The following is a 15617-nucleotide window of genomic DNA, read 5'->3' as shown; positions in this document are numbered from 1 at the left end:
TCATGCATTATGAAGGATATGAAACATCTTCGGCGCAAAAACGGCTATATCTGATTCATGATCTTCTCGGACCTAACATTATCTATAACATGCCCAGCATTCGAATCATCAAAGGAGCGCTGGAGCCAGAGCGGCTGTACAGAGCATGGTGTAGGCTGACAGAACGTCATGAGAGCTTGCGAACGTCCTTTATTCAAAAGGACGGCGAGGTTTTACAACTCGTCCATGAATCCATCGATGTATCGATTCCCTATAGAGAACGTTCGGATCAGAGTACGGATAAGCTTGTTAACGAGTTTATCCGTCCGTTCAATCTGAACGAGGCCCCTCTATGGCGGGCTGAGCTTGTACCTTTGGTTGATGGGGAGATTCTGTTCCTGTTTGATATCCACCATATCATCGCGGATGCGGTAACCATCAACATTATATTTGAAGAGCTGATGGCTCTATATCAGGGACAGGAGCTTGCTCCATTAGAGTTTCAGTATGTCGATTATACGATCTGGCAAAACGATCAATTAAGCGATATTCATATTCAGAAACAGGGTGAATTTTGGCTGAACCAATTTACAGAGGATGTTCCTCTGCTGTCGTTGCCTACGGATGAAAAAGGCTTAAGGTCTGATTACAGCGGTGGGATCGTATCGTACTCGATTGAAGCTAACACGGCTCACTCCTTGCGTGCATTATGCTTGCAGCACAATGTTACGTTGTATATGGTTCTACTCGCCGCGTACAGCATCCTTCTGTCCAAATATGCCGGACAGGAGGATCTGGTCATCGGAACACCTGTCGCCGGAAGGACTCATTCCGAGTTTGAAGGGATTGTGGGCATGTTCGTGAACACGCTCGCCTTGCGTCAGAAACCGCAGAGAACCAAGCGGTTCTCTGATTTTCTGGAAGAAGTGGCAGACCGAACTTTTGCTGCGTTTGAGCATCAGGATTACCCCTTTGATATGCTGGTGGAGCAGGTCAATCCTGAACGAATCAGTGGTCGTAATCCCTTATTTGATGCTTGCTTTGTATTGGAAAATGTACCGCAGCCTGTCGTGCAGGCAACAGAGGTCACGTTTTCTCCTTATACTTTTGAACATAAAATCGCTAAATTTGATATCACCTTGTATGCATACGAAATGCAGGAGGGTATCGGACTGGAACTGGAATATCGCAAAGCGTTGTTTACGGAGGAAAGCTCCCGCCGTATGCTACGGCATTTTGCCAGAATTGTCGAAATCATTGGCGAACAACCCGATATTCGGATCGAAGACATTGATATGGTTACAGAAGAAGAGCGCACCGTTTTACTTCATACTTTTAATCAGACCCACAGCAAAAATGCATACGAAAAAAATTCGCATGGGGTAACCATCCATCGACTGTTCGAACAGCAAGTGATACGGACGCCTGACCATCCAGCCGTGAGGTGGAAAGAAAAGCAACTAACGTATGATGAATTAAATGAACGTGCCAATCAATTGGCGCGGGTTTTACGGCAAAAGGGAGTTCAGGCAGAAGATGTCGTCGGTATTTTAGCTACGCCTGCGTTGGAGATGATTGTTGGTATTTTAGCTATTTTGAAGGCCGGGGCCGCTTATTTACCGATTGATCCGCTCTACCCAGATGAACGGATTCAATATCTATTACAGGATAGTCAGGCGAAAATATGCCTTCTACCGACTGCCAGCACTAGACGCTTTCCTGGAGTGGACATGTTACTGCTCACAGACCCGAGTCTCTATACGGGAGAACCCCGTAATCTGGAGGACAGCAATCAGGCGCACAATGTGATGTACATTATTTATACTTCAGGGTCTACAGGACAACCAAAGGGTGTAATGATTGAGCATCAATCCTTTGCTCGCCTAGTGTTAGAGCCAGGGCCGTTGGCTATTACGCAAGAGGATCGAATATTGCAGACGTGTTCCCTGGCCTTTGATGTGTCGGTTTTTGAACTGTGGGGAACACTGCTGAGCGGGGCAACCTTGTATCTCATTGAAAAAGAAGAGCTTTTATCTGCCGACATACTCGGCAAGAGGATGGCACAGTATGGAATCACGATGGCATGGTTCACGGCTCCTTTGCTAAATCAGCTGATTGATGAGAAACCTTCCATCTTTACTGGACTTCGATTGATCATGACCGGGGGAGACGCCTTGTCTCCGCAGCATATGAAGCTCCTTCGCGCCGCCCAGCCGGATTTAACGATTGTCAATGCCTACGGTCCTTCGGAGAATACTATTTTTACGTCGTTCCATACGATTCAGGAGGACTATGACCATAACGTGCCGATTGGCAAGCCTGTCGCCAATACACAGGTCTATATCCTGAGCGCGTCCAATCAACTTCAGCCCATTGGAGTACCGGGTGAGCTGTGCATTGGAGGTGAAGGATTGGCGCGTGGCTATTTGGCTCGGGAGGAATTAACGGCAGCCAAATTTGTTTCTCATCCCTGGCTCCCAGAAGAGCGTATGTACCGTTCTGGAGATTGTGCCCGATGGCTGGCTGACGGAACGCTTGAATTTTTGGGTCGCATGGATCACCAGGTCAAAATTCGGGGCTTTCGTATTGAAACCGGCGAAATTGAGGCTCGGCTTGCACATATAGAGGGGATTCAGGAAGCAGTCGTGCTTGTTCGTCAGCACAGCGACGGGATCAAATACCTCTGTGCTTACTTTGTTTCCGACGTAGAAATGTCACAGGCAGAAGTCCGGCTGGAGCTGGCTACATATTTACCGGATTATATGATTCCTGCCTGTCTGATCCGACTTCCGCGTTTGCCACTGAATGTGAATGGCAAAGTTGATCGGAACGCGTTGCCAGAGCCTGATCTTGAAGCACTGCGGGAGAATGAATATGTCCCTCCTTGCAATGAACTGGAACAGGAGCTGGTTCGCATCTGGTCGATGGTTCTGCCCACGAACCTGCCGACGGATCGCATTGGTGTAACGGACAATTTTTTCACCCTGGGAGGAAGCTCGCTCAAGGCTACCAAGCTGGTTTCACTAGTTTTGCGTGAGTTAGGGATAGACCTACCGCTCACCAAATTATTTACTTTTCCTACCATCCGCCAACTGGCAAGTGCATTGCAGGGAAAGGAAAGAAGTGTGTTTCCAGCCAGAGCAGACACGCTTGTCCTCTTAAAGCCCGGCACAGCGCAGGATAAGCACCTTTTTTTCATCCATGATGGAAGCTTGGATGTCAGTTGCTACATGGAATTGGTCAACGGACTTACAGCTACTTGGAATTATTGGGGCATAAAAATGGATGCTTCGATTCTTGCTGAAAATAAAACAGCCGGGATGAAGGAAGCGGCACACCGATATGTGAATCAATTGAAAAGTATTCAGAAAACAGGCCCGTATTATGTTGCGGGGTGGAGTATGGGGGGAACGCTTGCTTTCGAAATAACCCGACAATTGGAAGAACAAGAAGAACGTGTCGAACTTTTGGCCATTCTGGACACACTGCCACCTTTGAAGTATGGCAAGGAAGATCACTGGGACCACCATATTCAGGAACTGGAGAGGATGGAAGAAACGTTCGATTTACCGCTTTGGAAGCGAGCATTTCCAGCCAGTGTACTCCCCTTGCTACCGGAATTTAATGAGTTGGGACGGAGTGAATTACTAGAACGCTTTAAAAGTGTGAATCATTGGGTGAAAATGCAGCATGTCTACCAGCCCGATCGAGCTGTAAAGGCCCCTGTATGTTTGTTTATTTCAGAACATACCTGGGAATTAGGATATAAAGGATGGGAATTGTATTGCAAGGGGGAAATGTTCACGCATAAAGTGCCTGGCGATCATTTCTCTATCGTAAAAGGAGCCCAAGCCGTGTCTGTAGGTTTGGTGCTGAATACATTTTTGAGGTAAGATTATGCTCCTGCTTGGAGGTTGAAGACCCCAAGCAGGAGTATTTATTTGATATGATCGTGTAAGTTGGTTTGTAATATTAATTGACATGATGTATAAAAACATATCGTAATGTATGAAAAACCCCCTTGTCTGCTTCCAGATTTTATAGTAAAGTATCCAATAATCAACTTTGTTTGAGCATAATATTCACTGTTTGTGAGTAAATATCACACTTTCACCACGACCTCACATACTCCTCTTTCTATTTATTACATCACATCTATTCATTACCCTACAGCATCTCTTACACCACTAGATATGAACACTTCTGTCCTACTACACCTATTTGATGAACTCGGAACCTGGGACCACAGCTTGAGGACAAGCTTGTCATGTCAATCCAAAGGAATTGGCATTCATCCGGTATCAACGAATTAACAATATATAAGGTGTGAAAGGGGTTTGCTGCATGAGCAAAAAGTATGCAAAACACAAAATCTGGACCGTTCTGCTGGTGCTTGCGCTAGGAGCTGTTTTGGCGCTTTCCGGTTGTGGGGGATCAGGTGAAGGAGCAAAGCCAGAGGCAGGGAAAACACCAAGTGGAGCAGGAGAGGGCGTGCAGGACACGCTTATTTATGGACGCGGCGGAGATTCCGTGGCGCTAGATCCTGCCATTGTGACTGAAAGCGAGTCGCTAAAAATCGGAATGCAAGTGTTCGACACACTGCTGGAATATAAGCAAAACACAACGGAGATCCAACCGGGGCTTGCAGAGAGCTGGGAAGTATCACCGGATGGACTGGTCTATACGTTCAAGCTGCGTCAGGGTGTAAAATTTCATGACGGAAGTGACTTTAACGCAGAAGCGGTTGTGTTTAACTTTGACCGCTGGGCTGATCCGAAAAGTCCATACAAATTTGAAGGTGACTCGTTTGACTATTATGATTCTATGTTCGGTCCTGAAGGAAGTAGGGTGATTAAGGAGGTTAAAGCGGTAGATGCGAACAGCGTCCAGTTTACACTAAACAAGCCGCAGGCGCCGTTTTTACAAAATATCGCTATGCCATCCTTTAGTATTTCAAGTCCCAAGGCTATTCAGGAGAAAAAGGCTGATTTCAAGAGTAATCCGGTCGGCACGGGTCCTTTTGTATTTAAGGAATGGAAACGGAACGATACCATCACGCTGGAGAAGAATCCAAACTATTGGAAAGAGGGGCAGCCGAAGCTGGCTAAGATCATTGTTCGTTCCATACCCGACAATACCGCGAGATTTAATGCTCTGCAAAACGGGGAAATTGACCTGATGGAGGATTTGAACCCGGATGATGCAAAGCAGTTAGACGGTAATAGCGAGTTGGTGAAAATTGAACGTCCCTCCTTTAATGTGGCGTACATTGGCTTTAATTTAAAGAAAAAAACCTTCAATAATCCCAAGGTGCGGCAGGCACTGAATCACGCAGTGAACAAGCAGGCCATTATTGATGCATTGTTTGCAGGGCAGGCTAAGCCTGCGGTCAATCCGATGCCACCTACGTTATGGGGGTACAACGATAGTATTCAGGACTACGCCTATGATCTGGATAAGGCTAAATCTTTGCTGGCGGAAGCGGGCTTTCCTAACGGGCTTCCCGAGCCTTTAACCTTCTATGCAATGCCCGTATCTCGTCCTTATATGCCTGACGGCAAAAAGGTGGCAGAGGCCATTCAAGCCGATTTTGAAAAAATAGGCGTCAAAGTAAACATCCAATCCCCGGAATGGGCTACGTATCTGGATGATGTTAAGGCGGGGAAAAAGGATGATCTGTATATGCTGGGATGGAACGGGGATAATGGTGACCCGGATAATTTCCTTTATACATTGCTGGACAAGGATACGATTCCAGGCAATAACCGCAGTTTTTATGTGAATGAGGAACTTCATAAAATATTGGTGAAGGCTCAGGTTGAGGTCGACCAGAACAAGCGTGGGGAACTGTATAAACAAGCACAAGTGATTATTAAACAGGATGCGCCGTGGATTCCATTGGTTCATAGCACACCGCTGATGGCAGGTAAAGCGAACCTCAAGGGTTTTGTACCTTCTCCGGCAGGTATTGAAGCGTACGGAAATATTTATTTTGAATAGCCCAAACGCAAGCAGGCGGTGAATAGGATATGAACTCATATATTGTAAAAAGACTGGCTATATTGATTCCTGTATTACTGGGCATGACGCTCATCGTTTTTTCCATTATTCATGCCATTCCGGGAGATCCGGCGGAAACCATACTGGGAGATAAGGCTACGGAACAGTCCAAGCAGGCGCTACGTGAGCAATTGGGGCTGGATAAGCCGTGGTTACAGCAATATGGGACCTATTTAGGTGAGCTGGCACAAGGGGACTTGGGCGATTCCATTCGTACCAGGCAGCCGATTGCCCGGGAAATGCTTCCTTATCTGGCGGCTACGCTGGAGTTGACAGTAGCAAGCATGTTTTTTGCTGTAGTAGTCGGAATGAACGCCGGCATCGTGAGTGCCTGGAAGCGAAATTCCTGGTTTGACTATGTCAGTATGGTCATTGCCCTGGTCGGAGTATCGATGCCGATTTTTTGGCTGGGCTTGATGGAGCAATGGATCTTTGCAAATAAACTGCATTGGCTTCCTTCCATCGGACGCATGAATTCTCGTGATCCGGTGGAAGCTGTGACACATTTAGCCGTGATTGATGCGTTCATAGGTGGACGTATGGATCAGGTGTGGACCGTCATCAAGCATTTGATCCTGCCCAGTATCGCACTGGGAACGATTCCAATGGCGGTCATTGCGCGCATTACCCGTTCCAGCATGCTGGAGGTTATGGATGCGGACTATATCCGTACAGCTCGGGCGAAGGGGCTGGCATCTTTTCAAGTCGTGTACAAACATGCGCTTAAAAATGCTGCGATCCCTGTACTTACTGTCATCGGTCTTCAGACTGGCTCACTACTGGGAGGCGCGGTACTGACAGAAACCATTTTTGCCTGGCCTGGCATCGGACGGTACATTTTTGAAGCGATCAGCTCGCGTGACTATCCGGTTATTCAAAGCGGAATTCTGATCATTGCGTTCCTGTTCGTCATCATTAATCTGATTGTCGATTTGCTGTACGCGGTGCTCGACCGGCGTATCCGTTATCAGTAATCAAGTCGCCAATTGTTCAAGGGGGAGCTTGTCCGATGTCACAATTTTCAATGGAACCCAACAACATACCGACGACACGCAGCACATTGGCGCATTTGCCTGTCGTGACTGGCCCTTGGAGAGACGCATGGAGGGCTTTCCGTCACAATAAAATGGCGTTCGTCGGCCTGAGCATTATTATCTTCTTTGTCATCATTGCTTTGATCGCGCCGTGGATTGCTCCTTTTGACTATAAAGAGCAAAATTTGGTGAGCCGCTTGCAGCCTCCTTCTGCGGAGCATTGGTTCGGTACGGATGATCTCGGTCGAGATTTACTGACTCGCACGCTGTATGGAGCCAGAATCTCGTTGTGGGTCGGTTTCTTGTCTGTTATTGGTTCAATGATTGTAGGAACAGCCTTAGGTTTAATCGCAGGATTTTACGGAAAATGGGCAGATATGGTCATCTCGCGGCTATTCGACATTTTACTGGCATTTCCGGGGATTTTGCTGGCCATTGCCATTGTGGCCATTCTAGGACCTTCATTGGAAAATGCGTTGTATGCCATTGCCATTGTCAATGTGCCAACATATGGACGGTTGGTTCGATCTAAGGTGCTGAGTGTCAAAACGGAGGAGTATATCACTTCTGCCAGAGCGCTTGGAGCCAATAATACACGAATCATCCTCCGTTATATTTTGCCTAACAGCCTGACACCGATCATCGTACAGGGAACGTTGGGGATCGGAACGGCCATCATTGAAGCGGCAGCGCTTGGATTTCTGGGCTTGGGTGCACAACCTCCTGAGCCAGAGTGGGGTAAAATGTTGTCCGATTCGCGGCAATATATCCAGAACGCGCCGTGGACAGTTATTTTTCCGGGGGTATCTATCATGCTGACCGTATTGGGCTTTAACCTAATGGGGGACGGCCTGCGGGATGTGCTTGACCCGAGGGCGAAGCGTTAGAGCAAAAGTGGTGAGGTATATAAAGTTGAGTAAAGGGGTGTTCTCTGGCCTGAATCAAATGGCTGGGGAACACCTTTTTTATATGACATTAAGAGCTTTCCGTAGGATACTCGCTTCGAAAGCACAATCCGACTGCGCAGTGACGCTAAAAGTAACTTTTACAGCTGAAAGTCATGTGAACTTTCCTGAGGCGCAAAAAAAATGTATAATCACTCCAATTGAGTACGTAGGGAGTGGGCTTTATGACATGGCAGGACAAGAGAGAGCATCGGCAATTTGCGGAACAGACACGAAGCGACGCTTCACGGGCCGCATATGAACGGGACTACTCCCGTTTAATCCATTCACCGACTTTCCGTCGGTTGCAGGGTAAATCACAGGTATTTGGCGCAGGCACGGGCGATTATTACCGCACACGACTGACGCATTCTTTGGAGGTAGCGCAAATTGCGCGTGAGGCATCCCGAAGCTTGCTGCGCCGCCATCCCGAAGTAGAGCTGGAACAAGCAGATAACGCAGGACTGATCATTGACCCTGAGGTGGTAGAATGTGCTTCCATTGCACATGACTTTGGGCATCCACCGTTCGGACACAAGGGAGAAGAGGTGCTGGACGGGATTTTGGATCAACTGATTGAAACAAAGGTAGAAAAGATATCCTCTGCCGGAGGCTTCACACCGGAGTCCAAGCGTGGACAGGAGGCCTATGCGCGTGAGCGACAAATTTATGAGCATTTTGAAGGGAACGCGCACAATTTCCGACTGATTATGTTTTTGGAGAAGCGTGAGAACGTGGATGGTTTGAATTTGTCGGACGCTGTGTTACTGGGGATCAACAAATACCCGTACCCGGGGATTCTGAACAAAAAAGGGTTGTACCTGCATGAGTGGGAATACATACGTTCTATCCGCGAGGATTGGGGTATCCCTGATGGTAAAAAGACGCTAGAAGCCCAGCTTATGGACCTGTGCGACGATATCGCTTATTCTGCGCATGATCTGGAGGATGGGATTAAAGCTGGGAAAATCGAGGTGCACGAGCATTTCTTATATGATCCGTATTTAATTCGTCTGATTACGGAGAAAATCACCACGTTGGAGGATAGCTTCTGGCAAGGCTGGCAACTGGCTCAGATTGAGCAGAAGGTAGCGGCTGTGCTGAGCGAATTTTTGAAGGTGTGGAATGGCAAGATGCCGATGTGTGAACACGATTATTCCCGTACTCGCCGTGAAGTGAAGGCATACTGGGTCAGCCTGTTTGTCAGCAGCTTGGGTGTAATTGAGGATGGAAATTGGAAAAAGGTAACCTTCGTGCGGGATGGAAGCGAAGATTTGGATATGCTGCGCACTGTGAGTGTGTTGAAAAGCTTTGCTTGGGTTACGATGATCCGCGATCTGCGTGTACAGCGACTGCAAAAACGGAGTGAGTGGATGCTCAGACGGCTGTGGCTGGCTTTTCTGGACCCAGAAACGTCCAAATCTATTATTCCAAGCGACTGGCTCCAGCGCTATGAGCGCGACCAAGCCAAGGCGAAACCGATCTGGACATGGGAGCATATGGTCATAGACTATATTGCAGGCATGACCGATGCTTTTGCTGAAAAAATCTATAATGAGTTATACGGCCTGAAGGTGGGTTCGATTTATGATCTGGATTGACCTTTAAATTACCCCTATATAGTAGAAGGAACTGGTTTGTAATGGATAGCAGGAGGGAGGAATGTGTCTATGCAATCTCAGTCTTTATCTATAAAAAGGTTGAATCTCGGTGTGCTCGATATGGTGCCGTTGCTGCCCAGTAACCGTCCGGAGCAGGCGGTTCAACGAGCTGGTGAACTAGCAAGACAGGCAGAAGCATGGGGATATACACGCTACTGGACCTCGGAGCACCATGATATGGAGGGGCTGGCTTCCTCCAGCCCGGAAGTGCTGCTGTCTCATATCGGGGCGGTGACGAAGACAATCAAACTGGGTGCGGGTGCTATTTTGCTCCCGCATTATAGTCCAGTCAAGGTCGCGGAATGGTTTCATTTGCTGGCTGCTCTATATCCTGGCAGAGTCGAATTGGGCCTGGGGAGAGCACCTGGTGGTGGACCTCATGCTTCAATGGCACTGAGCGGTAATTTTCTTCAACATGTGACGGAGCTGCCACAGACGATGGAAGCTCTATTGGCTTTGCTGGAAGGTACATACGAATATGAACAGGTGCCTGTGTTTGCCCGGCCGATGCCTGAACAGCCGCCAGCAGTGTGGATGCTGGGTACAAACCGAAAAAGTGCCGAATATGCCGCCCAGTATTCAACAGGCTATGTATTCGGTCAGTTTATGAGTGAACAGCAAACGGAAGAAATGCTAAGCATTTACCGCTCCAGCTTTCAGCCATCCAACCGGATGGACAAGCCACGTACCATGGTTGCTGTAGGAGCAGTATGTGCCTTGACGAATGAACTGGCGCAGCAATGGGCTGGTCAGATTTCATTGGGCGACCCGGCAATGCGAGCCAGCTGGCTGGTGGGAACGCCGTCGGATATTGCCGAACGGTTACGCGGCTTGCAGATTAAATATGATAATGATGAGTTTCTGTTGGTCACACCGATTCCCGATTATGAGCAGCGGCTTCACTCCTACCGTCTAATAGCGGAGGCTGTAAATTCTAACCTTGATTCCAAATGAAAAGAGATATGACATGAATAAACAGAAAACGAATATCGAAGAAATGAAACCAAGCTACATATATACCTATGCGTGTCATGAAACAGAGCGTGAGTTGTGTTTTTTGGAATTAAAATGCTTGTTCGGTCAGCCGCCCGTGCAGGACTCCATCCTATTGTCCCATCGGCGTCTGGAGCCGGGGACGAGCCCGTTTATTCATCTTAGGCTGGATGTAATGACAGATGCGGGAACGCTGGAAGAGCTATGCGAAGCAGCTTCTATGTTACAACTTGAGGAAGGAAAGACTTTCAAGGTGTTGTGCCTTAAAGAAGGTGACCATGAGGCTGACTATGACGAGCGGCGCGGGATCGAACGCCGAATGGGTGCACGCATTCATGGGCAGGCGCAAATGAAGACACCGGATATCACCCTTGGTGTTATTCGGATAGGAGAACGGTGGCTACTGGGCACGTGTCAGTATAGCGACAGATCGTGGCAGGAGCGTCGTCAGAAGCCGCAAAATTATTCTACTGGACTACCCGTTCTGGTAGCTAGGGCACTTGTGAATTTGGCAGCAACTGATCTAACAGCAGCAAAGGGAGAGCCAGGCTCATTGAAACTGCTAGACCCGTGTTGTGGTATGGGCAATGTAATGATTGAGGCATTGAGTATGGGAAAGGATATTCGCGGTTGTGATATCAACCCGTTGGCGGTGCGTGGGGCACGAGTGAATTTGCGTCATTTTGGATATGAAGAAGATCTAGTGAAGCTGGGGGATATGAATATGCTCGAAGGCACATACGATGCGGCCATATTGGATATGCCCTATAACCTGTGCTCCGTGCTCCCGGCTGATGAACAAAAGAAGATGCTGCGCAGTCTGAGACGCTTGGCCGCGCGGGCAGTGGTCGTGAGCACGGAGCCGATGGAAACATTGTTATCCGACTCAGGTTGGACCCTTACGGAGCAATGCCGCATACATAAGACAGGTATGAGTCGGGAAATCTGGATCTGTAAGTAGTGTGTTAATACTGAGTTTTGTAGTTAACCACATTCAGCGGCAGTTCCTGATCAGCGGCATAGGCATTCAAATTAGTAAGAAAAATATCTACCGCCCGTTCGGCATATCGGTCCGTATCGCCTGCAATATGCGGTGTGATCAAGACATGGTCCAGACTCCATAGCGGATGTGAAGCAGGTAGCGGTTCTTCCTCGAATACATCCAGTCCGGCAAAGGCAATATGCTTTTGCTCCAAAGAGCGTACAAGTGCATCCGTATGAACGGTGCCACCGCGGCCTACATTAATGAAGAAGGCTCCCTTACGCATAGCTGCAAATGCTTTTTCGTCAAAGAAGTGATGGGTTTCCTTGGTGAATGGTAATATATTTACCACGATATCCGCTGCTCCCAATGCTTCGTGTAGTTGTTCGTTAGTATACATGTGCTCTACATGGGGAGCTTCCTTGCCGGAACGTCGGACGCCAATCACCCGCATGCCAAAGGCTTCTGCAATTCGCGCTGTTTCGCGGCCGATTTCGCCAACGCCTGTAATCAACAGCGTTTTGCCACGTAATTCCGTCAGTTGGCCTTTCGGTGGCTGCCATGTTTTCTGACGTTGCAAGAGAGCTGCTTGCTGTAAATAACGTGTATGCGATAGCAGCATTCCAAAAATCTGCTCTGTAATTGGAATTGCATGCACACCACTTGTATTCGTTAGTAAAATGTTACGCTTCTCCAATTCGGTAAGCGGTAGCTTATCAATCCCAGCCGACCAGGTTTGTATCCACTTCAGTTTGCTGTCTGGGTGTAACGCCTCTTCGGCAATATGCTTTGACCAGCCTAGAATAACCTCGGCCTCCCGGATTTGTTTAGACTCCAATTCTTGAGCTTTGCCAATAATCAACTCGTAGCCCGGAGCTGTTGCACGAACTTGTTTTTTTTGCTCTTCCGTAAGTTGATGTAAGCTTAAAATGTTTCCCATAGTTCATAACCTCCTCGATTTTTGATTCCTTGGAGTTTCCAATATATTCTGGCGAACCATCCTTTCAAGAATAACAGATTGCCGAAAAAATTGCATAATTAGGGTAAAAACGAGCTCGCGGTGTCACTATATATAACAACAAATGGCTTTACCCTGATTAGGGACAATCCAAACAGCTACTTTTTGAGATATCCACAAATATCTATTAGGAAAGGAGGTATAGATTGATGAAAAATGAATCGCAAAGACTTTTTACAGCTATTGCTCTCCCAAATGAGCATAAGAAGAAATTACATGATTGGGTGGAGCAGGATTTAAAAGACCTGACTTTTCGCAAATGGAGTGATTTCAGAGATTACCACGTGACACTTCAGTTTTTGGGTGATGTGGAGACCTCGGTTATACCGAAACTTGAGCAGGTTTTAGTTCAAGCTGCAGCTGAGCATGGCCCGTTCACACTCGGCATTGGAGAAGCAGGTTTTTTTGGCCGTGAAGAATTTCCGCGTGTACTGTGGAGGGGAGTGACCGGGCAGCGTGAGTCACTGGATCAACTGTACCAGTCCATACTCCAGGCTACGGAACCGCTGGGTTTTAAACCCGAGGAACGACCTTATCGACCTCATATCACCCTAGCACGTTCGTACACAGGAGAAAAGCCTATTCCACCGTCTATTTGGCAGTCAAATGACCGATGCAGCGAGCCGTGGGAAGTGGGAGAATTTGTTTTATATGCAACCCGAATGGGTCAAAAACCAATGTACCAAATAATTCAAACATTCCCATTAATGAGGTGAAAGCCTTGATCTATCAGCGAATTTAGTGATATAGTGTTTCAGCGTTATTCAAAAGGCGCATTTTGGGTTACATATCTGAGGAATGTGCTTAAAGTTAACGGGAGGAACATTATGGAAATCGTTAAAGAACATCGTTGGTTTGCACCTCTTTTGAGTGTGCTGCTTGTTTGTATATTGGGGATAGGCCTCTACGCTGAGGTTCAGCAAACACAGAAAAATCATAAAAATACACCTATGCAATCTCTGAGCTGGTCAGGGAACTCTTCGGCTCCTTCATATGGCGACAGGATGGGGACCCATAACGGGTCAAACAGGACAAGCCCCATCTTTGTCGCTGCTCATGGGCAGCCAAGCTGGAAAGAAATCATGCCGACACCGTTACCCGCTTCCCAGATGAAGCAGGCGGAACAAGCTCGGAATAACGTTGCTACAGGCAAGAAAAAGCTTGAGGTCCAGCATAGCAAGTCCGCAATCCTACCCCCTCCTACAACCATCTACTTTACGAAGACAAAAATGCTCACTCAGGATGACAAGGCGTTGTCTACCTGGAGCTATCCTGTCTCCGCTAAAGAACTGCTCCTGCTGCAAAAAATAGTGATGGCAGAAGCAGAAGGCGAACCGTACGAAGGCAAAGTGGCAGTTGCCAACGTTGTCTTAAACCGGCTGCGGTCAGCCCCATTTCCCGATACGATTCAGGCAGTGATTTATCAAAAAGCGCAATTTAGTCCGGTCGCGAACGGGCGTCTTCGTCGTGTTCAGCCCAACCAGGACAGCATCCGTGCGGTTACTGCTGCTTTGAACGGCCATAAAGCCGTGCCTGATAACACCTGTTTTTTCCTGTCGCTTACGTTAGCCCAGGACCTTACGGTTCATCATTCGCGTACCAAGGTGAAAACTATCGGTCATCATACCTTTTATAAATGAGCATTTGGCATAAAACCCCTGAGCGTTTCAAATCAGTAATGTATAGATTGAAACGGTTTAGTTGGCAGCCTTCTACAAATAACAGCCCTTTCTAAACAATAGGGTTCAGCTTTGTGAACGGATTTTGTGGTACAGGTGAAGCCAGTATGCAAAAGAGGTATAATAGGTAAAGGAAAGTAACCAAAATAATGAAAGTGACAAAGGAGGCGTAGATGATATGAAAATCACATATTATGGACATTCAGTTGTACTGGTAGAGGCAGAGGGGAAACGGATTATTATTGATCCTTTTTTGACGGGAAATCCTAAGGCAACCGTAAAAGCTGAGGATATTCAGGTGGATGCCGTGTTGTTGACACACGGTCATGCTGATCATTTTGGAGATGCTGTTGAAATTGCCAAGCGCAATGATTGTCCAGTAATCGCGGTCGCGGAACTGGCTGAATATTGTTCATCCTTGGGAGCCAAAGCTCACGGTATGAATCTGGGTGGGGGTCACCACTTTGACGGTTTCCATGTGAAATTCACACTTGCATTCCACAGCTCATCTTTGACGGTGGACGGACAAACCATTTACATGGGAGAGCCTGCGGGGATTTTATTGACCATGGGAGGCCAAACCTTTTTCCATGCAGGGGATACTGGCCTGTTTGGCGACATGCGTCTCATTGGGGAAACTAACTCCATCGATGCTGCGGTATTGCCGATCGGAGATGGTTATACGATGGGACCGGAGGATGCACTGCTGGCAGCAAAATGGCTGCGTGCAAGCCGCGTAATACCGGTGCATTACAATACGTTCCCGGGTATTGAGCAGGACGGAGACGGCTTCTGTGATCGTCTACACAAAGAAGGCATTGAAGGGAAAGCATTGAAGCCCGGCGAAAGTCTCGAATTTTAATACGGATATCTGATTTGCGGGAATACACTTGATGGTCTATAAACTCATCAAATCTCCTTTGTCAGCCTTTTCTGTTCCTTAGAGGAATAGGTAAGGCTGTTTTTTAAAAGTGAATATTTATACATAAAAATGAGATATTTTTGCATTGATACGTTGAAGCTGTAATGTAAAAGATTTATTATCACAATCATAAAAACTTTGAATTGCTAACATGATAGGTCAATGATAAAATGATAGAACTAATTAGATTCATCAGTGGAATCGACGTATTTTTCAAGTCAAGCCATTGCATAATTATTGAAAAACATACGCATTCAGCGGACCGTACCGCCTTGAATACGTCACATGTTTTGTCCCCCATTCCTCGTAGTTGTTCTTTGAGTTACCTCTTGTTGCCACTGTCTT

Annotated in this window: 11 protein-coding genes; 10 read left to right on the top strand and 1 reads right to left on the bottom strand. The window is 47.3% G+C overall.

The genetic code is table 11. The features are described 5' to 3' along the window. Positions 1-2 precede the first annotated feature (2 nt). The 7 genes from MKX30_RS15500 (at position 3) to MKX30_RS15470 (ending at position 11632) form a co-directional block, all read left to right on the top strand. Positions 3-3872: a non-ribosomal peptide synthetase gene (locus MKX30_RS15500; protein WP_068938673.1), complete on the top strand. Its 3870-nt coding sequence runs from the start codon at positions 3-5 to the stop codon at positions 3870-3872. Between the two features lie 451 nt (positions 3873-4323). Next, positions 4324-5979: an ABC transporter substrate-binding protein gene (locus MKX30_RS15495; RefSeq protein ID WP_341062962.1), complete on the top strand. Its 1656-nt coding sequence runs from the start codon at positions 4324-4326 to the stop codon at positions 5977-5979. A 29-nt stretch (positions 5980-6008) separates the two neighbouring features. Continuing rightward, entirely contained in the window at positions 6009-7013 is a 1005-nt protein-coding gene (locus MKX30_RS15490; RefSeq protein WP_053324844.1) for an ABC transporter permease, read from the top strand. 35 nt (positions 7014-7048) lie between these two features. Then, the gene (nikC, locus tag MKX30_RS15485) at positions 7049-7960 is read left to right on the top strand and encodes a nickel transporter permease (protein ID WP_023987407.1); all 912 of its coding nucleotides are present in this window, start codon (positions 7049-7051) and stop codon (positions 7958-7960) included. A gap of 242 nt (positions 7961-8202) precedes the next feature. Beyond that, on the top strand, positions 8203-9618 hold the full coding sequence (locus MKX30_RS15480; protein ID WP_053324845.1) for a deoxyguanosinetriphosphate triphosphohydrolase family protein: 1416 nt from the start codon (positions 8203-8205) through the stop codon (positions 9616-9618). A 69-nt stretch (positions 9619-9687) separates the two neighbouring features. Beyond that, the gene (locus MKX30_RS15475; protein WP_053324846.1) at positions 9688-10632 is read left to right on the top strand and encodes an MsnO8 family LLM class oxidoreductase; all 945 of its coding nucleotides are present in this window, start codon (positions 9688-9690) and stop codon (positions 10630-10632) included. Between the two features lie 13 nt (positions 10633-10645). Continuing rightward, positions 10646-11632, top strand: coding sequence for a TRM11 family SAM-dependent methyltransferase (locus MKX30_RS15470; RefSeq protein WP_023987410.1), 987 nt, complete (start codon positions 10646-10648; stop codon positions 11630-11632). A gap of 4 nt (positions 11633-11636) precedes the next feature. Here MKX30_RS15470 and MKX30_RS15465 read toward each other — a convergent pair whose 3' ends face one another. Further along, entirely contained in the window at positions 11637-12593 is a 957-nt protein-coding gene (locus MKX30_RS15465) for a D-2-hydroxyacid dehydrogenase (protein WP_076157882.1), read from the bottom strand. Between the two features lie 227 nt (positions 12594-12820). Here MKX30_RS15465 and thpR point away from each other — a divergent pair, with 227 nt between their 5' ends. The 3 genes from thpR to MKX30_RS15450 all read left to right on the top strand — a co-directional run bounded on the left by thpR (position 12821) and on the right by MKX30_RS15450 (position 15212). Beyond that, entirely contained in the window at positions 12821-13387 is a 567-nt protein-coding gene (thpR, locus tag MKX30_RS15460) for an RNA 2',3'-cyclic phosphodiesterase (RefSeq protein WP_028543115.1), read from the top strand. Positions 13388-13498: 111 nt separating this feature from the next. Then, entirely contained in the window at positions 13499-14311 is an 813-nt protein-coding gene (locus MKX30_RS15455) for a cell wall hydrolase (RefSeq protein WP_279831903.1), read from the top strand. Between the two features lie 217 nt (positions 14312-14528). Continuing rightward, a complete protein-coding gene (locus tag MKX30_RS15450; protein WP_028543114.1) occupies positions 14529-15212 on the top strand; it encodes a metal-dependent hydrolase in 684 nt (227 codons plus the stop codon). Positions 15213-15617 lie beyond the last annotated feature (405 nt).

It is taken from the genome of Paenibacillus sp. FSL P2-0173 (genome assembly GCF_038008045.1).
Taxonomy (GTDB): domain Bacteria; phylum Bacillota; class Bacilli; order Paenibacillales; family Paenibacillaceae; genus Paenibacillus; species Paenibacillus polymyxa_B.
This window is presented reverse-complemented; position numbering and strand designations above follow the sequence as displayed.